This window comes from Shewanella sp. 10N.286.51.B8, assembly GCF_041469325.1.
Classification (GTDB): Bacteria; Pseudomonadota; Gammaproteobacteria; order Enterobacterales; family Shewanellaceae; genus Shewanella.
Window position 1 is genome coordinate 1 of the sequence record NZ_JBFRKG010000003.1, and the last position, 24248, is coordinate 24248.

Below are 24248 nucleotides of genomic sequence, written 5' to 3' on the forward strand. Positions count from 1 at the left end.
AATTTATGCGTCAACAGGGTACCTTTAACGCCTTTATACCATAGGTATTATCAAGCTAAGTCAGTTAAACACCGAAGCCTATTCTCAAACTCATTGATGGGGCTAAGCGCTTAAAAAGGTTGCAATTTGAAGCGGTTAAAAACCCATTGGCAGTCAGCCAGTACTAGATCTAGAAGTTAGCTTCACCAAGCTAATAACCCCACTCTATTTTCAAACTTACATACTCACTAAAGCCACAAGTCATATAAAACTTTAACTGAGTAAAATTAGCAATAACCAAGTGCGTAGCCCTTGCTAGAGCCTTTCTATAACTGGTGTAACCTGCTCAAAATCAAAAAAATATACAGTTTACACTTACTAAGCATTTAAATTTGGATAATTCATGTTATAAATAAAGAGTATTGGTTAGCAAAAAGTAATCAGCATGTTGCTAGCAACAGCTTTGCGCAACGTAATAATCTTGAAATATCATTGCAAGCAAGAAATGCATGATACGAAGCTAAACAAAGTCGCCTAAAGAGTACTGCACTGAAATATTTCACTAGGTGATATTAAAATTAATAGAATTATAAAAGGAGGTTATATGTCGCTCATAAAGCTCTTAGTACTATTTACATTCAGTGTTACTTTTTCGCTTTCCGCATCCTCAAATAACGCTAAAAATGAAGAAAAACTTGTTCTATCATCTTGTAAGTCGCTAAATAACGAATCAGCCACCATTTCGGCTATGCCATGTACTTACTATATTCAGGGCTTTCTTGCTGGTGCATTAAATACGAGTCAGCAATACGAACTTAGAAACAATACCGAAGGATTTGCTGACAGAGCTTACCGTACTCGAGTTGGTACACAGACATCCAAAAAGCTACCTACAATCGTATGTATACCCTCTGATGTAACTCGAGAACAACTGGTTCAGCAGATAGTCGATCGAACAATTAACCAACTGTCTCCATCTACAGATTCTTTTAATGACCTTCACAGGCAAGTATATCAAGCATTAGCTGATGAATCGTCATGCGAGCAAAATGATTAACGAGTAAAAAGCTAACCATAATAATCTTAAAACTCGCCAGGTTTTGTACTGGAGTTAACTAACACGAAGCATTAAATAATATGACACAAAAAAATAAAAGCGGCGTTGTTCCAAGCCATAGGCTTAGCCTGTTATTAACCTTAGCCCTATTTTGGTGGATTAACTCAAATTACACTAACCCGCTTTTATTATCACTGGGTGCAGGCTCAATCATGCTGGTGCTTTATATTGCCCAAAAAATGGATGTTATCGACCAAGAAACGCACCCAATCCGTCTAAATGCCAATATGCCAGGCTATACGATATGGTTAGTGAAAGAAGTTATTTTATCTAATATTAGTGTGGTTAAACATATCTGGCTGGGTAACAGCAGTATCTCTTCAACACTCACTACCATAGACACTCGCCAATGCTCAGATATTAATAAAGTCATTTACGCCAACTCCATTACCCTAACCCCTGGCACAGTAGCGATAGACTTAATTGATGACAAGCTTACTGTTCATGCTTTACATAAAGATGGTATCGACGCACTAAAAGCCGGAGAGATGGACCGCCGGGTAAGGGAGCTTGAAGACTAATGTTAGCTACTGCCACCATCGCTATTCTCGTTGTTATGTTACTGGCAATCATTCGCTGTATTGCCGGCCCGACGCTTTATGATCGAATATTAGCTTTCAACTCTTTTGGTACTAAAGCCATACTGCTTATTTCGCTATTGGGCTTTTTAATGGGACGCCCAGAGTTTCTCGATATCGCCCTTGTTTATGCCCTCATTAACTTTATCAGCGTCATCGGCGTTTTACGCTATTCAGACTCAGCCGAGTTCAAAGTGACCCCCTATAAATCTCATTTAACCAAGAAGAGGAAGAAATGAATCTCTTACTCGAAATAAGCAGTGGTTTATGCCTGCTAATTGGTAGCTTCCTTTGTTTTTCTGGTGGTATAGGGATTATTCGTTTCCCTGATTTTTACACCCGAATGCACGCTGCAAGCGTAACCGATACCTTAGGTGCAAGCTCAATCCTGATAGGGTTAATGCTGCAAAGCCCAAATGGTTTAGTACTCATTAAGTTGGTATTGATTTTAGTATTCACACTCTTTATCAACCCTTCTGCTAGTCATGCCTTAGCAAAAGCGGCATTACATAATGGCCTATTACCGCAAAAAGATAAGCCTGATCCTCAGGGAGGAAACAAGCCATCGAAGCCTTAGTAGATGTAATACTATTAATCTTTTTAGTGGTCATCGCCATCGCTATCGTTCGCATGAGAGATCTATTAGCGGTCGTCATGTTAACCGGAATTTATGGCTTATTATCAGCCTGTTTCTTTGTGGTACTCGACGCTGTAGATGTTGCCTTTACCGAAGCGTCTGTAGGTGCAGGAATATCAGGCTTACTCATGCTAGCCGCCATTACCATGACTGGCCGAAAAGAGGCGCCAAAGCGGCATAAACCCTTTCTTGCACTGTTTGTTGTACTCGTCACTGGTAGCATGCTGATCTACGGTACCCTAGATATGCCTTATTTTGGCACTGTTGATGCGCCAGTGCATCAACATGTTGCCCCGCGCTATATTCATGACTCGATGGACGAGGTAGGTGTGCCTAATATTGTGACGTCAGTATTAGGGAGCTACCGAGCCTTTGATACTTTAGGTGAAGTAGCCGTTATCTTTACCGCAGGTATTGGCGTGCTTTCGCTGTTATCACTGCCTCGTCGCCGTAAAAAAATTCAATCTGAAGAGCCAACAGAAGAACAAATGCATGAGCGCCACATGGTGGTGCGCATCGTCAGTAAAACACTTATTCCTTTAATCTTGTTATTTGCACTGTATGTACAATTCCATGGTGACTTTGGGCCTGGTGGCGGATTTCAAGCAGGTGTTATCTTCGCTGCTGCGATTATTCTTTATACCATGCTATTTGGTTTAGATACCGCTAAAAAGGTATTTAATCCGGCGCTAATTCAATTGCTTGCTGCTGTTGGGCTTTTGCTCTATGCCAGTGTCGGAGTTGTTTCCATGATCAATGGGGCTAACTTCTTAGATTACAACGTACTGGCTGAAAATCCGATTGATGGCCAGCACTTAGGCATACTGCTGATTGAATTAGGCGTGGGCATCACTGTCGCTTCGGTGATGTTAAGCATCTTTTTCAACTTTGATGGCCGCAGACAAGCTCAGGCTCAAATTCAAGCTGAGAAAAACAGCTCAGATAAAAAAGGGGAGCAGGATGTTTCTCGGACTCTATAACTATTGGATCGTCGTATTGTTGATGATGATTGGCTTTTATATCGTTATCGCCCATGGAAACTTGGTTAAGAAGTTAGTTGGACTCACCATTTTTCAAACCTCAGTGTTTATTTTTTATATCAGTGTCGGCATGGTCGAGCGTGGTAGCGCACCGATATTGGCTGAAGGGATCAGTGATTACTCTAACCCGCTGCCCCATGTGTTAATTCTAACTGCCATTGTGGTGGGTATTGCGACCACAGCGCTTGGTCTAGCACTGGTGATCAGAATCAAAGAAGCCTATGGCTGTATAGAAGAAGATGAGATCCAAAAACAAGATCAGCTCAACGAGGACGAATCATAGTGTTAGCTCACCTGCCTGTTTTACAAGTTGTGGTGCCGCTAATGGCAGCCCCGCTATGCTGGTTCCTAAATCGCTCCAAACTTGTGTGGATATTTGCCTTATTGGTGTGCAGTGCTACCTGTATCAACAGCATAATATTACTAATTGAGGTCATGAAGTCTGGCACCATTACCTATGAACTTGGGGGTTGGGAAGCACCTTGGGGCATTGAATATCGCATCGATAAGCTGAACGCCTTTTTACTGCTAATCATCTCCACCATAGGTACTGTGGTGTTGTTTGCCGCTAACACCAGCATACAAAAAGAGTTAGACGAAGACCGCCACACCTTATTTTACAGCTTATACCTGCTGTCTTTAACCGGCATGTTCGGCATTGTGGCAACCGGTGATGCCTTTAATGTATTTGTATTTTTAGAGATTTCCTCACTGTCCTCCTATGCCTTAATTGCCTTGGGTAAAGATAGACGAGCACTGTGGGCTGCCTACCAATACCTGATAATGGGTACCATTGGTGCCACCTTTATTTTGATTGGTATTGGCATGCTCTATCAAATGACGGGCACGCTAAACATGAGCGATTTAGCTGTTAGGTTAGTTGATGTTGGCCACACCCGTACAGTATTTGCAGCATTCGCCTTTTTAATTGTCGGGATCTGCTTAAAGCTGGCGTTATTTCCACTGCACCTGTGGCTACCTAATGCTTATGCCTATGCACCTTCAATTGTGACAGCATTTTTAGCAGCAACCTCAACTAAGGTTGCTGTGTATCTGCTCATTCGTTTTACTTTTACCGTACTTGGCATCTCTTTCTCATTCACCACCCTGCCCCTGCAAAGTATTTTAATGGTGCTTGGTCTTATAGGTGTTTTTGCCGCATCTATCACGGCTATTTATCAGCAAAATGTGAAACACATCTTAGCTTACTCAAGTATCGCTCAGGTGGGATATATGATCATTGGCTACTCGATTAATACCAGTACCGGCATTATGGCCACCTTACTACATTTGTTTAACCATGCCTTAATGAAAGGCGCGCTGTTTTTAGCATTAGGCGCTGTAATGTACCGCATTGGCAGCGTCCAGCTCAAACAGTTCCAAGGCCTAGGTAAACAAATGCCATTGACCATGTCAGCCATCGTTATTGGTGGGCTCAGTTTGATTGGTGTGCCATTGACCGTCGGTTTTGTCAGTAAATGGTATCTGCTTATCGCCAGTGTTGAGGCTGGTATGTGGCCAGTGGCCGTTCTTATTCTATTGGGATCACTGCTGGCGATTATCTATATCTGGCGTATTGTAGAAATGGCTTACTTCAAGCCGCCACTTAATGGGTGTGAAACTGTCAAAGAGGCGCCTTGGACCTTCCTCGCCCCTATTTGGGCGCTCATTTTCGCTAATATTTATTTCGGTATAGATACTCGCCTAAGCGTGCAAGTTGCACAGGCGGCTTCTCAAAGTTTGTTTGGAATAACCCCATGAATCCATCTTTGCCGCTGATGTTACAGCTAACTATCTTATTGCCTTTACTGGCAACCTTTGCAATTGCAGCAACAGGAAAGAAACCTAACCTGCGTGAGGCTATCACCATCAGTATCAGCCTTATGGTGCTTTACTGCGTAATCAATATCTACCAAGCCCTCATGGCTGGTGCCAGTATTGAGGTCTCATGGTGGGAGCTGATGCCTGATTTAGAGGTGAGTTTTGTCGTAGAACCGCTCGGTATGCTGTTTGCTCTCATTGCCAGTTTTCTTTGGCTAATCACCACCATTTACGCCATCGGCTATATGCGTGACCATAATGAGGATAACCAAACTCGCTTTTATATCTGTTTCGCTTTGGCGATTAGTGCAGTGATGGGGCTCGCCTTTTCAGCCAACCTGTTTACTCTGTTTATCTTTTACGAAGTGCTCACTCTATCAACCTATCCGCTGGTGACTCACGCAGGTACAGACAAGGCCAAACAAGGTGGCCGTGTCTACCTCGGTATCTTGCTCACTACCTCTATCGCCTTTTTCTTACTGGCCATCATCTTAACTTGGTTTGTGACTGGCACCCTTGAATTTACAGCAGGCGGCGTATTTGATGCCGATGTGGATACCACCATTGCAGGCATAATCCTAATGCTATTTATATTTGGCATTGGTAAGGCTGCCATTATGCCATTTCATCGCTGGCTACCCGCAGCGATGGTGGCACCAACACCGGTCAGCGCCCTGCTTCATGCTGTAGCGGTAGTAAAAGCAGGGGTATTTACGGTATTGAAGGTGTGTATTTTCATTTTTGGACTCGACCTACTCCCCCAATTACCAACTACTGAATTTTTACTTTATTTAGCTACCCTTTCAGTGCTCTTAGCTTCAATCGTGGCGATGCGACAAGACAACTTAAAAGCCAGATTGGCCTACTCAACAGTGAGCCAACTCGGCTATATCACTATTGGGACACTGCTAGCTACTTCATCGGGTGTGATTGGTAGTTCAATGCATATTGCCTCCCATGCCTTTGGCAAAATTACCCTATTCTTTTGTGCTGGCGCCATTTTGGTGGCTAGCCATAAATCTAAGGTAAGCGAAATGCGCGGCTTAGGTTTTGCCATGCCAATCACCATGGGCGCTTTTTTTATTGCCAGCCTTAGCATTATCGGCGTTCCACCAGCCGGAGGGACATGGAGTAAATGGTTCCTATTGATGGGCACTATTGAAACCGGCTATTGGGTTGTCATGGTTGCTTTAATGCTCAGTTCATTACTCAACATCGCCTACCTACTACCTATTCCTTACCATGCGTTTTTCCCCGGTAAAGGGTATAAGTCATCAAGTACAGATATTAAAGAAGCACCAATGGCTTCATTAATCGCATTAATTATCACATCCCTAGGCTGCTTGATTATGTTCATCCATCCACAGCCCGTTTATGAGTTGGCGAAAGCTATCTTGACTGTATCTGGAGTTAGCCATGGACAATGAGAAGCAATATCTCTTTGATAAACCGAAAAACATTCAGCGGGTTTTATACCTGTTATATACCTGTTGTGCATTGCTTGTGGCACTTGATTTTGTTATTCATCGCCATGTTTATCATAGCTGGGAAAACCTGCCAGCGTTTTATCCTATCTATGGCTTTGTCGGCTGCGTCATCTTGGTCATAGTCGCCAGCTGGATGCGTACCTTTTTGATGCGCCCAGAAGATTATTATGGACCCGTTGAAGAGCTTGATAATAGCAAAATTGAAATAGTCGACGTCAGCGATGGCCACGCCAAAGAAGCTAACAATAAAGGTGATCGCAATGTGGATGCTTGAGTTACCGCCGTTTGTGCTGTTTATCATTGGCGGATTGATTGCTGCTACAACTCGTGGAAAGCTGCGCGGTGCCTTGATGATAGCGATTCCAGTGATCAGCGGATTGCATTTGTGGACTGTGCCAGAAGGCGTCCATTTGCAATTGATGTTTTTAGACTATGAATTAATCCCTTATCGCGCAGATAAATTAAGCCTGATGTTTGGCTATATTTTCCATATTGCCGCATTTATTGGCATCGTCTACTCATTGCACGTTAAAGATACAGTGCAACAAGTTGCCGCTATGCTGTACGCAGGTAGCGCTATTGGTGCGGTGTTTGCGGGTGATTTACTTACCTTGTTTGTGTTCTGGGAGCTGTTGGCATTTACCTCAGTATTTCTAGTTTGGGCTCGTCGTACTCCAGCAGCATATAGCGCGGGGATGCGCTACCTCATCATGCAGGTTCTCTCTGGGGTTATTTTGCTGATAGGTGCGCTGTTTTATATCTCTGAAACCGGTAGCCTAGCCTTTGACTATATCGGCCTAGATAGCATTGCAGGATGGCTTATCTTTATTGCCTTCGGTATTAAGTGTGCTTTTCCTTTTGCTCACACTTGGCTTACCGACGCTTACCCTGAAGCGACGCCGACCGGTACAGTGTTACTCAGCGCATTTACCACTAAAGTGGCGGTTTATGCACTTGCTCGGGCTTACCCTGGCACTGAGTTGCTGATATACATTGGCGCTACAATGACCTGTTTCCCAATCTTCTTTGCGGTGATTGAAAACGATCTTCGCCGAGTGCTTGCCTATAGTTTGATTAACCAAGTAGGCTTTATGGTCGTCGGCATCGGGATCGGGACTTCGCTGGCATTAAATGGTGCTGTGTCTCATGCTTTTAACGATGTCATTTTTAAAGGCTTGTTGTTTATGAGTATGGGCGCCGTACTGCATATGACAGGGCGTATAAATGGCTCCGATCTCGGCGGCCTTTATAAGACCATGCCAAAAACCACGATACTGTGTATTGTTGGTGCGGCCTCCATTTCTGCATTCCCTCTGTTTAGCGGTTTTGTCAGTAAATCCATGGTGATGTCTGCCGCAATGGAAACTGGCCATGACTGGGTCTGGTTAATGCTACTGTTTGCGTCAGCAGGTGTTTTTCATCACGCGGGGATCAAAATCCCTTACTTTGCCTTCTTTGCCCATGACTCGGGTATTCGAGCCAACGATCCACCGCTCAATATGTTAACAGCAATGTTTATCGCTGCCTGTCTATGTATTGGTATTGGTATTTATCCTGCAGCGCTTTATTCTCTGCTGCCATACGATACGGGTTACAACCCATATGATGCGACCCATGTACTCGCTCAGACTCAGTTATTACTGTTTTCAGCATTAGCGTTCGTTTGGCTCAATCTCAAAGGTAAATATCCACCAGAGCTTCGCTCTACTCACCTTGATGTAGATTGGGTATACAGGCGCTTAGTGCCTAATGCACTGCAGCGCATATTTGCAGTCATTTGGAAAGTGGATGGCGAAATTCGTCAATCAATTCGTGGGAAGTTAGACCAATGTCAGCAGTTTTTAGCGCGCCAATACAAAGGGGGGGGGAGCTTTATCTCGAGCGACTATCCATCTGGCAACATGGTGCTTTGGGTAGCAGTGATTCTAGCCAGCTACCTATTCATTGGCTTTATAAACTGACTCAGTCTCATTAATATACTCTCTAGCTTGTTTGCCTATAAACATGAGTAAACAGGCTACTTGTTGTTTTTTTGGGAGTGGATCTCAATTAATAATCAAGTAAATTATTGAATTAAAATTTAGCTTCAATCAATAAATCCTATAGAAAAAAACAGGAGTTTTGCCAACCAAACTCCATGTAATTTGGTTGCTTATTTAGCGCTTAAACCCTAGATGTGATAAAAGCCTTTCAAACCTAATAACAACCTCTTAGAATGGTTTTTATCATCATTTGTAGAGTCGATTAATGCTTAGATTAATTCAATCAAATCAGATGGAAGTTCTGTCAGAACAACTGTCTAAAATGCTCGCTATCCCCCTTGATAACGCTAATTTACTCGCAAATGAACATATCTTGGTGCAAAGCCCGGGGATGTCGACTTGGCTGCGCTTAGAAGTGGCTAAATATAATGGTATTGCTGCCGCCCTGTCCTTTCCGCTGCCGTCGAGTTTTACCTGGCAGTTATGCCATGAACTGCTGCCAGATGTGCCTAAAGATAATGCCTTTACTAAAGCGGCGATGACGTGGAAGTTAATGGATTTACTGCCGCCATTACTTGATGACCCTGACTTTGCGCCGCTACAAGCCTATTTAGCTCCGGTTGAAAATCAGCACGCCAACCATACAGATGAAGCGCTGCCTTATGTGCAAGCTGGCAGTTTTGATGCCATTAAGCTGTATCAATTATGTGGCCGTATTGCCGATATTTTTGACCAATACTTAGTGTATCGCCCTGAGTGGATTCAAGCTTGGGAGCAAAACGAGCATCCGCTGAAGCTGGAAGAAAACCAGCGTTGGCAACCTAAGCTCTGGCGGGCACTGATTGAATATAACCAGCACCACCTTCGTGCCAGCACTTATCATCGCGCCAACTTACATCAACACTTAATTGCTGCACTGCAAAACCCTGACACTGTAATTAAGTCGCTACCTGAGCGATTATTTGTGTTTGGTATTTCTTCTATGCCGCCACAAACCTTGCAAGTGCTGTATCACTTGGCTGAACGCATTGAAGTGATTATGTTTTCCTTAAGCCCTTGTCAGCATTACTGGGGCGATATTGTTGACCCTAAAGCTCGCGCAAGAATGGCGCTGCAATATGTTGATAAAAAGCAGTTAGGCGAGCAATGGGAAGAAAAGCTCGAAGTGGGTAATCCGATCCTGGCTAACAATGGCAAAATGGGCCGTGAATTACTGGATTTAATGCTCGAACTACCGCCAGAACACACTGACTTTAGTTACGACTGCTATATCGAGCCCGAACAATCCCCTGACAGTTTAAATCTACTCCAAGGGGTGCAATACGATATTCTGCAAATGGAAACCCTAGGCCAAGCCCTTGGCCCTGATGCAGCACTTTATCAAAATGTCGCCAATAGACGCTCGTTAAGCCAGCAAGACCAATCAATTACCCTGCGCAGTTGCCATAGCCCGCTACGAGAAGTCGAAACCCTGCACGATCATTTACTCGAGTTACTGTCAAGCAATGCGAATGACAACGGTAAAGCATCACTAAAACCCAAAGATATCGTGGTGATGATGCCCGACGTGGCAGCTTATGCGCCTTATATTGATGCAGTATTTGGCACCAGCAATAGCGGTTTACATCGAAGTAATCAAGACTCAGGCAAAACAGCCAACTACTATATTCCCTATGCCATTGCCGATAGAGGCGCAGCTCAAGAGTCACCGCTAATTAACAGCTTTTTGAATTTACTCAATATTAATCAAAGCCGTTTTGGCCTCACTGACATTATCAGTATTCTCGAAGTCCCAGCAATTTTACGAAAATTTCAGCTCGATGATGATGCTCTGCAGCTTATTAGACGTTGGCTAGATGATGCCAACGTGCGTTGGGGCCGTGATGAAAAAACCCGATTGCAACAAGGAGTACCAGCGTTTAAGCAGAACTCTTGGGCATTTGGTATTAGCCGCTTAATTCAAGGTTATGCTTTTAATGATGAATCAGCGCTTTATAACGATTCACTGCTAGTACAAGGTGTTGAAGGCCAGTCTGCGCAAATTCTTGGCTATTTACTCAATTTCTTAGAGGCCATTGACGAATATCAACTGCAACTGGCTAGCCAATGTCCAACCCTTGAACGTATCGTGCAGCTACAAGCTTTATTAGAGGTTTTCTTTGATGCTGATGATGACGAGCGCGAGCAAGTTCAAACCATTCGCGAAGCCTTAGTCACCTTAAGTACCGAGCTTGAAGACGCCGGTCATCAAGGTGAACTCGATGTTGAAGTGCTCAAGCAATGGTTTAATCAAAACCTTAATGAATCTCGAGTTGGTCAGCGCTACCTTGCAGGGAGTGTGAACTTTTGTACCTTGATGCCGATGCGCTCAATTCCTTTTAAAGTGGTATGTTTACTGGGTATGAATGATGGGGTGTATCCACGAGTACAACACCCTGTTGGATTTGACTTAATGGCCCACAATGGCGCTATTAAAGGTGACCGTTCCCGCCGATTAGACGATCGTTACCTGTTTTTAGAAGCTTTATTGTCTGCCAGAGAGCAATTTTATATCAGCTACATTGGCCACTCTGAGCGTGATAACGCTGAACGAATTCCCTCAATGTTGGTGTCAGAGCTAACCGAGTATTGCCAGCTGTGTTATTTTGCTGACTATTATTTCACTACAAATAATGAGCCTCAACTCGAAACCAGCCAAGGCTTATGTGAAAGCTTTCGTGAAAGCGTTGAAGTAAATAATGCCGATAAAGCAATATTACGCCATTTAATCCAACAGCAACCGCTGCAGCCCTTTGATGCCAAATTGTTTACTGCAACTCAGCAAACTAAATTGCAGCAAAGTTATAATCATCAGTGGTGCCCGCCAAGTATCGCAGATGCGAACCACTTACTTAATAATGCCCGCTTCTTTAACCGCCTTAAGCCGTTAGATTTAGCCAACGATGACAACCCATTTGATGCTGTTGCCGACGATGGCAGCGCCATTGTGCAACTTGAATTGTCGGCATTATTACGCTTTTTCAGAAGCCCAGCGCAATTCTTTTTCAATCGCAGTTTAAAAATTGATTTTAATTTACGAATTCAAGCTGACGATAACGACGAGCCATTTAACTTAGATGCATTAGAGCGCTATAAATTGCAATCAGCAATGATTGACAGTGCAGTGCATCACCAACTTGAACACGCTGACATTGAGTTTATCAACCAGCTAAAAGCCAGTGGCAGTTTACCCATGGCGCCCTTTGATGATGTGCTGCTTAATCGCTATCAAAACGACATTAAATACGTCATTGGTCGGGTGCTCTATCTCACAGGCGATAAGAGCCACAGTCAGGAAGTGGATATTGATTTACAGTTTGAAGGGCTAACGCCGCTAAACAGCGAGGCTTTAGACAGCACTCAATCAAGCATTAACGTTAACCTTATTGGCCGCATCGATGATATTTACGCTAAAGGGCAAATAAATTATCGCCCTGGCACTGCCCATGGTCGTGATTTTGTCAGGGTGTATTTGCGCCATTTATGCCTTAATGCCGCAGGGGTTGAGAAAAACAGTTACCTGCTGGATATTGGCCATTTTCATGCCTTTAGCGCAATTACGCCAGAGTCCGCTCAGCAATTATTACAGCAATTTATTCAAGCTTATCTCAATGGCCAAGCCCAGCCGTTATGCTTTATGCCGCGCACCGCGTTAGCCTATGTTGAAGCCGATGGTGATCATATGGAAAAACTGCAAGCTGCCGAGCCATTATGGCTTGATGAACAATCAGGCTTTGGTGAAGGGAACGATCCCCATAATCGCCGTTTATTTAGTTTTCCTGAAGACTTTACTGAAGCTGAATTTGGCAAAACAGCCACCATGTTACTGCAACCTATGTTGAGTATTTATCACAAAGGCACCCTCGCCGAGCTTGACGAATATGCTATCCAACCACCTAAGCTCTCTGTAATTAAAGGGGGCAAAGCCTAATGACTCAAATTAATGACAATGCTAGCAAGTTAGAGGCCGCTAACACCGAAATGACTGACTCTGAAATCGCTAATGGCAAAGAAACTCACTCAAAAGTCAGCAAGCTTAATCCGCTAACACTGCCTTTTGCAGGTTCAAGCTTAATTGAAGCCAGTGCTGGCACAGGTAAAACCTACACCATTTCTGGGCTGTATTTACGGCTATTACTGGGCGATAAAGATAAAGCGCCGCTCACCTGTGAACAGATTTTAGTGGTGACCTTTACTAATGCCGCCACCGAAGAGCTGCGGGATCGAATTCGTAAACGTATTCAAGTGGCCTTTAAGTGCTTTATTGGCTTAGACACCAATGATGAATTTGTAGTGGCGCTGTACCAACAAGTACCAGAGTCTGAGCGAGCAATTGCCCTAAGACGGTTAGATTTAGCACTAAAGTCACTAGATGAAGCGGCGATTTTTACCATTCACGGTTTTTGTCAACGCATTTTATCTGACATGGCGTTTGAGTCATCGCTATTATTCGAGTCAGAATTTACTCTCGATGACAGTGAGTTTTTACATCATGCCGTGCGTGATTTTTGGCGTGAGACCTGCTACCCACTGCCACAAGTATTAGCCCAAGTGATTGATAACGAGTTTGGCGACCCTGATAGCTTGGCTTGGCAACTTAAACCGTTACTCGGCGCGAGCCAAGCCAATATCCCGTTTGTGGCGAAAGAGTTTAACCAGTTAGCTGATGAATTAGTTCAAAGCCTTGCTCGCTTTAAAAAGCGCTGGCCAACAGACAGTGAAAAAGAACTGGAACTGCTACACAGCTTACCGCTCAATGGCGCGAGATTCGGCAAAAAAGCCGATGATTATCCAAAGCTTGCGGCCATGTATGATCGCTTAACCAATTGGGTTAGCTTCGGCAATGGCCTGCCGCCAGTTAAAGATTTAGAAATGCTGGCGCTATCTGAGTTAAAACTCAATAAAGGTGGCACTATCCCCAGCGCAAATGATGCGCCGCTGCTCGATCATATCGAGCGATTATTTGCACTTATCCAGCAAATAAAGCCATCATTTTTAATTCGCGCCCGTGACGGTATTCGGCTGCGATTTATGCTGCAAAAAGCCCAGCGCAACTTAATGACCCCAGATGATCTCTTGATCACCTTGGCTGATGCCTTATCAACTGCTACTAAATCAACTGATACTGAATCAACTGATACTGAATCAACTGCTACTGAATCCAGCGCACACCATTTAGCCAAAGCCATTGCAACACGCTTTCCGGTGGCATTAATTGATGAATTCCAAGATACTGATCCGCTGCAATTTACTATTTTCTCAACCATTTATCAGCAGCAAACCCAGCTTGATAGTTTAAGTTTATTAATGATTGGCGATCCCAAACAAGCCATTTATGCCTTTCGCGGCGCCGATATTCATACCTATATCCATGCCCGTAAGCAAACTAAAGCGCACTATAACCTCGAAACCAATTACCGCTCATCCACGGCACTGGTCAATGGGGTTAACCAGCTCTTTAGCCAACATCAGGATCCATTTATCAGTGATGCGATCCCTTATGATGTGGTTGATACCCCAGCCAGCGCTGACAATAAAAAGCTCACTGAAGCCACTGAAGACAAATCAGCGCTGCGAATTAAACTGCTTGGCGAAGGTGAAAGCGGCTTAAATAAAACTACTGCCCGTCATCTACTGGCGAATGATGCTGCCAGTGAAATAAAACGTTTATTAACTGAAGCGCAAACTGAGCAATGCCATATGAATGGCACAGCGCTCATCGCCAAAGATATTGCAGTGTTAGTGCGCGATAAAAATGAAGCCTCGGTGATGAAGCAAGCCTTAAGCGAGCGTAATATTGGCGCAGTATTTTTAAGCCGAGATAGCGTATTTAACACCCAAGAGGCCTTTGAACTGGCGATAATTTTACGGGCTATTGCTAACCCGAAAGATGAGCGCTGCCTTCGCGCAGCACTTGCCACTGAGCTTATGGGTTACAGCGCCCAGCAAATTCATCTGTTTAATCAAGATGAAGAGCAGCGACAAAGCTTACTGGACCAATTTGCTGATTGGCATCAAACCTGGCTTAAGCGCGGCATCATGCCTGCGCTGTTAAGTTTGGCTAACCAAACCCAGCTGATTAAGCGCTATTTAAGTAAACAGCTTAGCCCAAGCGTCGACAGCAACTCAGATAGTATGGCTGATAGTAGTGTTGATAGTAGTGCTAATAGTAATGCTGAAAGTGGCGAGCGCCGACTCACCGATTTCCGCCATTTGTGCGAACTACTGCAGCAAAAAGCCACCGAACTTGATGGTAGCAGCGCGATAATGAATTGGTTTGAGCAACAACTGATTGATGCTCAAGGCAATGATGAGCAGCAATTGCGCCTTGAAAGCGAACAAAATCTGGTGCAAATCGTTACCATTCATAAAAGTAAGGGGCTTGAATATCCCGTTTGTATGGTGCCATTTATCAGTCTCGCGCGGGATAATCGCAAAAAGCCTGCGCCTATGCTTTACCATAAAAATGACCAATTAGTTTGGGATGTTGAGGGCACGAAAGAAGGCTGGGAGCAATACAAACAAGAAAACCTCGCTGAAGATTTACGTCTGTTATACGTGGCGCTCACCCGTCCGGTTTATGTGTGTTACTTATACATTGCCAACCATAGCCGCATGCTTAAAGCAGGGGTAAGTAGTCACTTATACGAAACCGCCATTGGTTATTTATTGGGGATCACCACTAAAGATTGTGATTTTGAGTTGTTATCACAACAAGCACTGGCCATAAAAACCAGCGCGCCAGTGCCCGATGCCATTAGCGTGGTTCAGCTAGAGGCGATTGATGACTCAGTACTCACTGAACTTAATGGCCAGTCGCAACAATTGGCGGCAAAAACTTTGCAGCGTGATTACCACACCCCATGGCGAGTTGGCAGTTACTCAGGTTTGGTGAAACACCTTGCCCATGAAAAAGTCTCTCCGGGTGCCGACGATGAAGATTTTAGCCAAGAAACCCTGCCGCAATTTGAATCCGCAGCTGACATCAACCCTTTTGACACTGATGTTGAAAACAACGCCATTAATCGTTTTACCTTCGAGCGCGGCGCCAATGCCGGTAGCTTCATGCATTTGGTGTTAGAGCTATTTGATTTCACCAATGCTGAGGTTGAATTGCCACAAGCCTTACCCAAAGCCATGGAGCAATATGGTTTTGACCAAGAGATATGGACAGATACCTTAATCCAGTGGTATCAACAAATCCTTCATAGCCCGCTCATTACCAATAATGCAGCGCAAGATAATCAGCTATTAAATGATCATGGTTTGCCACTGACATTAGCCCAGTTAGCCCCAGAGCAAAAATTAGTTGAGATGGAGTTTTATCTGCCCATTAGCCAATTAAAATCTCAGCAGTTAAATCAGTTGTTACAACAATATGGTTATGATGCAGGGCTTGAATTTGACGAGCTACAAGGCATGTTAAAAGGCTTTATCGATTTAACCTTTGAGTATAAAGGCCAGTATTTTATTGCCGATTATAAATCTAACCATTTGGGTGACGATTTAACATGTTATGACCATAATGCGATGGCGACAGCCATCAGTAGCCACCGTTATAATTTGCAATATATTCTTTATACCTTGGCACTGCATCGTTACTTATCTTTGCGAATGCCAAGTTATGATTACCAGCGTCATATAGGCGGCAGTTTTTACCTTTTCTTACGTGGTATGAGCCCAGAAGCTTCAGGCGCAGGAATATTTTTTGATAAACCGCCATTGGCCTTAATCACTGATTTAGATGCACTATTTTCAAACAACAATGCATTGGAGCAAAAATAATGATTACCCTTAGCGCCCCAATGACTCAGTTACTTAAAAATTGGCAACAACAAGGGTTAATTACCCCACTTGATCGTCACTTCGCCCTTGAAATGGCCAACTCTCAGCTCGCTCAAGTTGATGCCAAAAATGACACTGCTGATGAGTTTTTATTATTAATCTGTGCGCTATTAAGCCAGCAATTATCAAGTCAGCACAGCTGCTTAGTTATCGATAATATCGATCTTGATAATCCGTTTTGCGAGCAAGAGTCCCATTGCAAGTTAACAATAACCCACCAGCAACTCAGTGACGCTATCGAAGCATTAGCCTGTGTCGGCCAACCTGATGATAACCAGCCATTAATTGTTGAGCATAACCGATTGTACTTAAACAAGTATTATCACTTTGAAACCCAAGTGGCAGCCCGATTCAACCAGTTGGCACAAGTTAACTTAACTGTTGATACCGCAACGCTAGCGCAATATTTGAATGACTTATTCGATGAAAAACCAGATGTAAATAGCAAGAGCATCAACTGGCAAAAAGTGGCCACTGCTACGGCGCTAACTAAAGCCTTAGCGGTGATTACTGGCGGCCCAGGAACTGGTAAAACTACCACTGTCACTAAGTTGCTCTTGTTACTGCTAACTCAAAAAGCCTTAACCATTCGACTGGTGGCGCCAACCGGTAAAGCCGCTGCGCGATTAAGTGAGTCCATTAAAGCCTCTAAAGCGCGGCTAGTAAGTCAAGTTGAGCAAACCGCTAAGCCAGAGCTAATTGATGCCCTAAGCAAAATTCCTGAAGAGGCTGCTACGCTGCACCGTTTGTTGGGAGTGATCCCTAACTCACACTTATTTAGACACCACAAAGATAACCCTCTTAGGTTAGATTTATTGGTGGTCGATGAAGCATCAATGGTGGATTTGCCTATGATGCATAAGCTATTAAGCGCCCTGCCTAAAAATGCCCGCCTAATATTATTGGGCGATCAAGACCAGCTGGCATCCGTTGAAGCAGGCGCTGTATTGGCTGATATTTGTGCCGGTTTGAAAGTGACGGCCGATCTTAGTGCTAATGCATCACCATGGCGAATGCGCTATTCAGAGCAGCAAGCCAACTTATTGCAGCAGTTAACTCAGCAAAATACCAGTCAGTTTATTCATCCTAAACCTATGCTCGGCGACAATTTATGCATGCTGATGCACAGCCACCGCTTTAAAGGCGATGGCGGCATTGGCTTGCTGGCCAATGCGGTAAACTATGTCAACATCAACGGCATTCGCCGTGAGTGGCAGTGCGGCCATCAAGAGTTAACTTGGATAGAGCATCAGCCCGATGCCCAAAGTCTGCCGTTATTGCAATCGGCAGTGGCAGCTTATGCCGAGTATTTGCAAAAAGTGCTCGATAATCAGCATGCTTACTCGCAGCAATTAAGCTGTATTTATGGCGCAGAAGAGATTATTGATACCTTCAATAAATTCCGCATTCTATGTGCCATGCGCTCAGGTGAATTTGGCGTTGATGGCATGAACCTCGCCATTACTAATGTGCTCAAACAAAACCATTGGATAAAACCCACTCAAGAATTTTACCTTGGCAGACCGATTATCATTCAAAGTAATGATTACAATTTAGGCTTATTCAACGGCGATATTGGTTTGATTTTGCAAGATGAGCAAAAGCCTGAAAAATTAATGGCCTACTTCGTTAAAGCCGATGGCAGCTTGTTAAAAGTACAACCTGCAAGGCTACCCAATCACGACAGTTGCTTTGCGATGACCGTACATAAAAGCCAAGGCAGCGAGTTTGAAAAAGTCGCCTTTGTGTTACCACAAAAACCCAGTAACGCCCAATGGCAGCTGCTGACTAAAGAGTTGGTTTATACCGCTATCACCCGCGCTAAAGAGCATTTTATTTGCTTAGGCACACCGTATGTATTTGAGCGTGCCAGCAAACAGGTAACCTCACGCGCATCAGGTTTAGCGCTGAGGTTATGGGGAGAGGATAACGAGTAGTTGGTATCACAACTACGGATACTGCCGCCAAGCAATTGATCAAATAGATATAGATAGAGCTAGAAATGTAACTTTTTGATGTTTTTCCATAAAGCAGCTAAGTTAGTTCCTATGAGTTAATTCATAGAAACAAGGAAGTATTATGGATCTAGAAAATAGTTTAGACCAAGCAGATAAGACAATAAATGACCCTAACCCGCCTAGATGGCAAAAGATAGGTAAAGAAAACTATAACCTAGCTCTCAATCGATTCAGCCCGGGGCATGAATTTAAAATTGCGCCGCTACATAAGGAAGGCTTTGAAAACGCTGCATTTATTGTAACCCATATCACTAATGATAAAATATCCACTGTGATTGATTATAACGGTGAAATTATAAGTGTTTCAGTCGCGTTCAATGATCTGACTTGTGACTCAAAAACTACCCCCTCAACGGGCAAAACCTCTAAGCCTGTTTTAAGTTCTTCAGCTGGAAAGGATTCGTTTGAATGCGTCGTATTTTTAAAGCGAACAGGCTAGTATCATCGAACGGATAATCTTTAAAAACTTAAACTGGCAGTTATCCCGTTAAGATAACTGCCAAATCAAACACTAAAAACAACCTAAAAACTATCCCCAGGTATTCTTACCCAACCTTCCATAAGCACTCTTGCACTGCGGCTCATGCTGGCTTTATTCACCTGCCAGCTACCATTGGATAATGTCGCTTCTGCGCCCACTTTTAGAGTACCTGATGGATGACCAAACACCACTGAAGTACGTGCTTGTCCACCAGCTGCAAGATTTACTAGCGAGCCTTCAACGGCAGCAGCCGTGCCTATTGCTACCGCTGCTGTACCCATCATGGCATGGTGCAGTTTACCCATTGATAATGCCCGCACTTGTAAGTCAATATCAATGGCAGATACCGCTTTTCCACTTGATGAGTTATATGCACTTGGCGGCGACACAAAGGCAATTTTTGGCGTGTGTTGGCGCGCTGCGGCTTCATCAATGTGTTTAATTAACCCCATTTGCACTGCGCCATGGGCACGTAAGCTTTCGAAAAATGCTAATGCGCTATCATCATTGTTTATGTCATCTTGAAGCTCATTACCCACATAACCAATGTCGGCAGCATTAACAAATATCGTTGGAATACCTGCATTAATCATAGTGGCTTTAATGGATGGGATCCCTTTTGCGGTAAGCTCTGGCACAACTAAATCATCCACCACATTACCAGTTGGGAACATCGCCGCATCAGCGTCTGCTGGCGCTAAAAAATCAACCAGTACTTCGGCTGCAGGAAAGGTCACCCCGTCTAATTCAAAATCACCGGTTTCTTGCACTGCGCCGTTAGCCATTGGCACGTGCGCAATTATGGTTTTGCTGATATTGGCCTGCCATATACGCACTACCGCAATACCATTTTCAGGTACGCGGCTACTATCAATTAAGCCATTGGATATGGCAAATGAACCTACGGCTGCAGTTAAATTACCGCAATTACCACTCCAATCAACGAAGGGTTTATCAATTGCCACTTGGCCAAAAAGGTAATCAACATCGTGATCGGCGTGGGCGCTTTTAGACAGTATTACCGTTTTGCTAGTACTTGAAGTCGCGCCGCCCATACCATCAGTTTGCTTACCATAAGGATCTGGACTGCCGATGACTCTAAGCAGCATGGCATCGCGGGCATCGCCAGCCACTTGAGCGGATTTAGGTAAATCAGTTAGATTGAAAAACACCCCTTTACTGGTGCCACCACGCATATAGGTTGCTGGAATTTTTATTTGTGGAATATGAGACATCATGTTTCCTAAAATCAATCAGCACAATGAGTGAGAGGCATTCATTGTGCTGATGTTTGTTAAATTTAACGCAGCTATAATTACTTATGACTAATCGCTAATGACTAATGGCTGGCCTCTAAAAAGTCTTGTGCAAAGCGCTGTAAAATACCGCCCGCTTCATAGATAGACACTTCTTCAGCCGTATCTAATCGACACTTAACAGGGACAGTTATTTGCTCGCCGTTATGACGCGTGATGATAACCGTGAGTGCAGCGCCTGGAGTACGTTCACCAATAACATCATAGGTTTCAGTACCATCAATTTGATAGGTATGACGGTTCTCGCCATTGGTAAACTCAAGCGGCAGCACGCCCATTCCTACAAGGTTGGTACGATGGATACGCTCAAAGCCTTCAGCAACAATCACTTCAACGCCCGCTAAGCGGACCCCTTTGGCTGCCCAGTCACGGCTTGAACCTTGACCATAATCAGCACCTGCGATGATGATAAGTGGCTGCTTACGCTCCATATAGGTTTCAATGGCTTCCCACATGCGCGACTCTTGCCCTTCTGGCTCGATTCGGGCGTAAGAACCTTGCTTAATCACTTGCTTGCCATCTTTACCTAAGGTGGTCACCATTTCATTAAATAGTTTAGGGTTAGCAAATGTGGCACGTTGTGCGGTTAAGTGATCGCCGCGATGGGTGGCATATGAGTTGAAATCAACTTCAGGCAAGCCCATTTTATCAAGGTAAGCACCTGCTGCACTATCAAGCATAATAGCGTTTGATGGTGATAAATGATCGGTAGTGATGTTGTCACCTAATACCGCTAATGGGCGCATGCCTTTCATGGCGCGCTCACCCGCTAATGCGCCTTCCCAATAAGGAGGACGACGGATATAGGTACTTTGAGGGCGCCAATCATACTGTGGATCAATCTTAGCTGAAGAGTCGCTGCCGTATTCAACTTTGATATCAAACATTGGCTCATACACTTTGCGGAATTGCTCAGGCTTAACGCTAGCAGCGATAACCGCATCAATTTCAGCATCTGATGGCCAGATATCTTTAAGCCTTATATCGTTACCTTGTTGATCTTTACCTAAAACATCTTTTTCAATATCAAAACGAATGGTGCCAGCAATAGCGTAGGCAACCACCAGTGGCGGCGAGGCTAAGAACGCTTGTTTCGCATAAGGATGAATACGACCATCAAAATTTCGGTTACCTGATAACACCGCGGTGGCATATAAATCACGTTCAATCACTTCTTGTTGAATCACAGGATCGAGCGCGCCACTCATGCCATTACAGGTAGTACAGGCAAAACCGACAATACCAAAGCCCAAGGCTTCAAGTTCGGTTAATAAATTGGCATCTTCAAGATACAACTGCACCGCTTTTGAGCCTGGTGCTAATGAGGTTTTAACCCAAGGTTTACGTGTAAGCCCCTTGGCATTGGCGTTACGGGCGATTAAGCCTGCAGCAATCACATTGCGTGGGTTAGAGGTGTTAGTACAACTGGTAATGGCGGCAATAATACAAGCGCCATCAGGCATTAAGCCCTCTTCATTCTCAACAATACCGCTAATGCCTTTAGCGGCTAAATCACTTGTCGATACGCGGCGATGTGGGTTTGAAGGACCTGCAATGTTACGTCCAACACTGGATAAGTCAAAACGCAGCACGCGTTCATATTCTGCATTAACTAGCGTGTCAGCCCATAGGCCATTTTGTTTGGCGTAAGTCTCAACTAACTCAACTTGTTTATCATCACGGCCAGTCAGTTTTAAGTAATCAATGGTTTTATCATCGATATAAAACATCGCTGCTGTGGCGCCAAATTCTGGCGTCATATTTGAAATCGTAGCGCGATCGCCTAATGTCAGATTAGCGGCGCCTTCACCATAAAACTCAAGGTAAGTTGATACTACTTTTTGCTCGCGTAAAAACTCGGTAATCGCTAACACAATATCTGTCGCAGTAATGCCTGATTGACGCTCGCCGACCAGCTCAACACCGACAATATCAGGTAGACGCATATAAGATGGGCGACCTAGCATCACGCTTTCAGCTTCAAGCCCACCAACACCAATAGCGATAACACCTAAAGCATCCACATGGGGCGTATGGCTATCTGTGCCCACTAAGGTATCAGGAAATGCCACGCCTTCACGGGCTTGCACCACTGGCGACATTTTCTCTAAATTAATTTGATGCATGATGCCGTTACCGGGCTGGATCACATCAATATTTTTAAAGGCCGTTTTAGTCCAGTTAATAAAATGAAATCTGTCTTCATTACGTCTGTCTTCAATGGCGCGGTTTTTTTCAAAGGCATCTTTTTCGAAACCTGCATGTTCGACAGCCAGAGAGTGATCGACAATCAACTGCGTTGGCACTACTGGGTTCACTTTTGATGGGTCGCCGCCTTTTTCAGCGATAGCATCACGTAAACCCGCTAAATCAACTAATGCGGTTTGACCAAGAATGTCGTGACAAACAACACGGGCTGGAAACCAAGGGAAATCGAGATCTCGCTTACGTTCAATAATTTGTTTTAAGCAATCTGTTAGCGTCTCAGGTGGGCAACGGCGTACAAGGTTCTCGGCATAAACACGAGAACTGTATGGCAGTTTGTCGAATGCGCCTGCTTGAATATCATCAACAGCAGCTTTGGTATCAAAGTAATCCAGCTCTGTACCTGGTAACGGTTTTCTATAATTTGAATTCATAACCCAATCCATCAAGTTTGGTAATTGTTAGCTAGTTTGCAATTTGCATGTTCAACAAGGTCTGAAAAACAAAAGGCTGACCCATTGGCCAGCCTTTGACTGTTTATCTTTCGCTAATTGGCGTTACAGTGCGTGGCTCAGATCCGATGTAATCAGCACTTGGTCTGATAATACGATTGTTTGAGCGCTGCTCCATGACGTGAGCAGCCCAGCCAGTAAGACGTGAACACACAAAGATAGGCGTAAATAGCTTGGTTGGAATACCCATAAAATGATAAGCCGATGCATGGAAGAAATCAGCATTACAGAATAGTTTTTTTGTATCCCACATAAACTCTTCACAAGCCACTGAGATGTCGTACAAGCTAGTATCGCCATTTTCCTGAGCCAGTTTTTCTGACCAGGCTTTAATGATCACATTACGTGGATCTGAAGTGCGGTAAATCGCATGACCAAAGCCCATGATTTTTTCTTTACGCTCTAGCATGCCTGCCATTTGCGCTTTAGCATCGCTTGGCGAAGTAAACTTTTGGATCATGTCCATTGCTGCTTCATTAGCACCGCCATGAAGTGGGCCACGAAGAGTACCGATAGCACCGGTAATACACGAGAACATGTCAGATAAGGTTGAAGCACATACGCGCGCAGTAAAGGTAGAAGCGTTAAACTCATGCTCTGCATAAAGTATTAACGATACATCCATCACTTTACGATGTTGCTCTGAAGGCGTTTTACCATTCAATAGTTTTAAGAAGTGGCCGCCGATGGTTTCTTCATCTGTAACGCAGTCAATTTCAACACCTTCATGGCTGAAACGATACCAGTAACACATGATGGCAGGAAAAGCGGCGAGTAAGCGGTTTGCTGCTTTATGTTGCTCAGCAAAATCAGCTTCTGGCTCAAGATTACCTAAAAATGAGCAACCAGTGCGCATCACATCCATTGGATGCGCATCGGCAGGAATACGTTGTAATACTTCTTTTAATGCTTGTGGTAAATCACGCTGAGTCGTCAATACTGATTTATAAGTATCTAGCTGATCTTGCGTTGGCAATTCACCATTAAATAATAGATAGGCGACTTCCTCAAAAGTAGCATTTTCAGATAAATCGGCAACATCGTAACCGCAATAGGTTAAACCTGAGCCTGATTTACCTACGGTACATAATGCTGTATCACCTGCGCTTTGACCACGAAGGCCTGCACCACTTAGTTTCTTGTCTACCATAATGATTTCCTATTCTTTTATGTGTTTCGAGTACTATTTGG

The 24248-nt window shown here is 44.1% G+C and carries 17 protein-coding genes; 14 read left to right on the top strand and 3 right to left on the bottom strand.

Annotated features, from left to right (window positions below; all coding sequences use genetic code 11):
- Positions 1–583: 583 nt before the first annotated feature.
- The 14 genes from AB4160_RS00695 to AB4160_RS00760 all read left to right on the top strand — a co-directional run bounded on the left by AB4160_RS00695 (position 584) and on the right by AB4160_RS00760 (position 18982).
- Positions 584–1036, top strand: a complete 453-nt coding sequence (locus AB4160_RS00695) for a Rap1a/Tai family immunity protein (protein WP_102440572.1) — start codon at positions 584–586, stop codon at positions 1034–1036.
- Positions 1037–1116: 80 nt separating this feature from the next.
- Positions 1117–1617 (top strand): Na+/H+ antiporter subunit E, encoded by a 501-nt coding sequence (locus AB4160_RS00700; RefSeq protein ID WP_102440571.1) that lies wholly within the window; start codon positions 1117–1119, stop codon positions 1615–1617.
- Entirely contained in the window at positions 1617–1913 is a 297-nt protein-coding gene (locus AB4160_RS00705) for a monovalent cation/H+ antiporter complex subunit F (protein WP_102440570.1), read from the top strand. Before AB4160_RS00700 ends, AB4160_RS00705 begins: the two co-directional genes overlap by 1 nt.
- The gene (gene mnhG, locus AB4160_RS00710; RefSeq protein WP_102440569.1) at positions 1910–2251 is read left to right on the top strand and encodes a monovalent cation/H(+) antiporter subunit G; all 342 of its coding nucleotides are present in this window, start codon (positions 1910–1912) and stop codon (positions 2249–2251) included. The genes AB4160_RS00705 and mnhG overlap by 4 nt, the downstream gene beginning before the upstream one ends.
- A 26-nt stretch (positions 2252–2277) precedes the next feature.
- Positions 2278–3291: a Na(+)/H(+) antiporter subunit B gene (locus tag AB4160_RS00715; RefSeq protein WP_277869117.1), complete on the top strand. Its 1014-nt coding sequence runs from the start codon at positions 2278–2280 to the stop codon at positions 3289–3291.
- Positions 3272–3634 carry a cation:proton antiporter subunit C gene (locus tag AB4160_RS00720; protein ID WP_102440567.1) on the top strand — a complete coding sequence of 121 codons (363 nt, stop codon included), beginning with the start codon at positions 3272–3274 and terminating at the stop codon, positions 3632–3634. The genes AB4160_RS00715 and AB4160_RS00720 overlap by 20 nt, the downstream gene beginning before the upstream one ends.
- Complete coding sequence (locus tag AB4160_RS00725; RefSeq protein WP_102440566.1) at positions 3634–5112, top strand: monovalent cation/H+ antiporter subunit D family protein; 1479 nt, start codon at positions 3634–3636, stop codon at positions 5110–5112. The genes AB4160_RS00720 and AB4160_RS00725 overlap by 1 nt, the downstream gene beginning before the upstream one ends.
- On the top strand, positions 5109–6599 hold the full coding sequence (locus AB4160_RS00730; RefSeq protein ID WP_372003226.1) for a monovalent cation/H+ antiporter subunit D family protein: 1491 nt from the start codon (positions 5109–5111) through the stop codon (positions 6597–6599). Before AB4160_RS00725 ends, AB4160_RS00730 begins: the two co-directional genes overlap by 4 nt.
- Positions 6589–6933, top strand: coding sequence for a hypothetical protein (locus AB4160_RS00735; protein ID WP_102440564.1), 345 nt, complete (start codon positions 6589–6591; stop codon positions 6931–6933). The genes AB4160_RS00730 and AB4160_RS00735 overlap by 11 nt, the downstream gene beginning before the upstream one ends.
- A complete protein-coding gene (locus tag AB4160_RS00740) occupies positions 6920–8620 on the top strand; it encodes a Na(+)/H(+) antiporter subunit D (protein ID WP_102476329.1) in 1701 nt (566 codons plus the stop codon). Before AB4160_RS00735 ends, AB4160_RS00740 begins: the two co-directional genes overlap by 14 nt.
- A 286-nt stretch (positions 8621–8906) precedes the next feature.
- Positions 8907–12611 (top strand): exodeoxyribonuclease V subunit gamma, encoded by a 3705-nt coding sequence (gene recC, locus AB4160_RS00745; RefSeq protein ID WP_372003229.1) that lies wholly within the window; start codon positions 8907–8909, stop codon positions 12609–12611.
- A gap of 50 nt (positions 12612–12661) precedes the next feature.
- Entirely contained in the window at positions 12662–16465 is a 3804-nt protein-coding gene (locus tag AB4160_RS00750; RefSeq protein WP_372003331.1) for a UvrD-helicase domain-containing protein, read from the top strand.
- Positions 16465–18462 (top strand): exodeoxyribonuclease V subunit alpha, encoded by a 1998-nt coding sequence (recD, locus tag AB4160_RS00755; protein WP_372003232.1) that lies wholly within the window; start codon positions 16465–16467, stop codon positions 18460–18462. The genes AB4160_RS00750 and recD overlap by 1 nt, the downstream gene beginning before the upstream one ends.
- Positions 18463–18604: 142 nt before the next feature.
- Positions 18605–18982 carry a hypothetical protein gene (locus AB4160_RS00760; RefSeq protein ID WP_102519827.1) on the top strand — a complete coding sequence of 126 codons (378 nt, stop codon included), beginning with the start codon at positions 18605–18607 and terminating at the stop codon, positions 18980–18982.
- A gap of 83 nt (positions 18983–19065) precedes the next feature.
- Here AB4160_RS00760 and prpF read toward each other — a convergent pair whose 3' ends face one another.
- The 3 genes from prpF to prpC form a co-directional block, all read right to left on the bottom strand.
- Positions 19066–20259 carry a 2-methylaconitate cis-trans isomerase PrpF gene (prpF, locus tag AB4160_RS00765; RefSeq protein ID WP_372003334.1) on the bottom strand — a complete coding sequence of 398 codons (1194 nt, stop codon included), beginning with the start codon at positions 20257–20259 and terminating at the stop codon, positions 19066–19068.
- Between the two features lie 104 nt (positions 20260–20363).
- Positions 20364–22979, bottom strand: coding sequence for a Fe/S-dependent 2-methylisocitrate dehydratase AcnD (gene acnD, locus AB4160_RS00770; RefSeq protein WP_372003234.1), 2616 nt, complete (start codon positions 22977–22979; stop codon positions 20364–20366).
- 103 nt (positions 22980–23082) lie between these two features.
- Entirely contained in the window at positions 23083–24207 is a 1125-nt protein-coding gene (prpC, locus tag AB4160_RS00775) for a 2-methylcitrate synthase (protein WP_102440557.1), read from the bottom strand.
- Positions 24208–24248 lie beyond the last annotated feature (41 nt).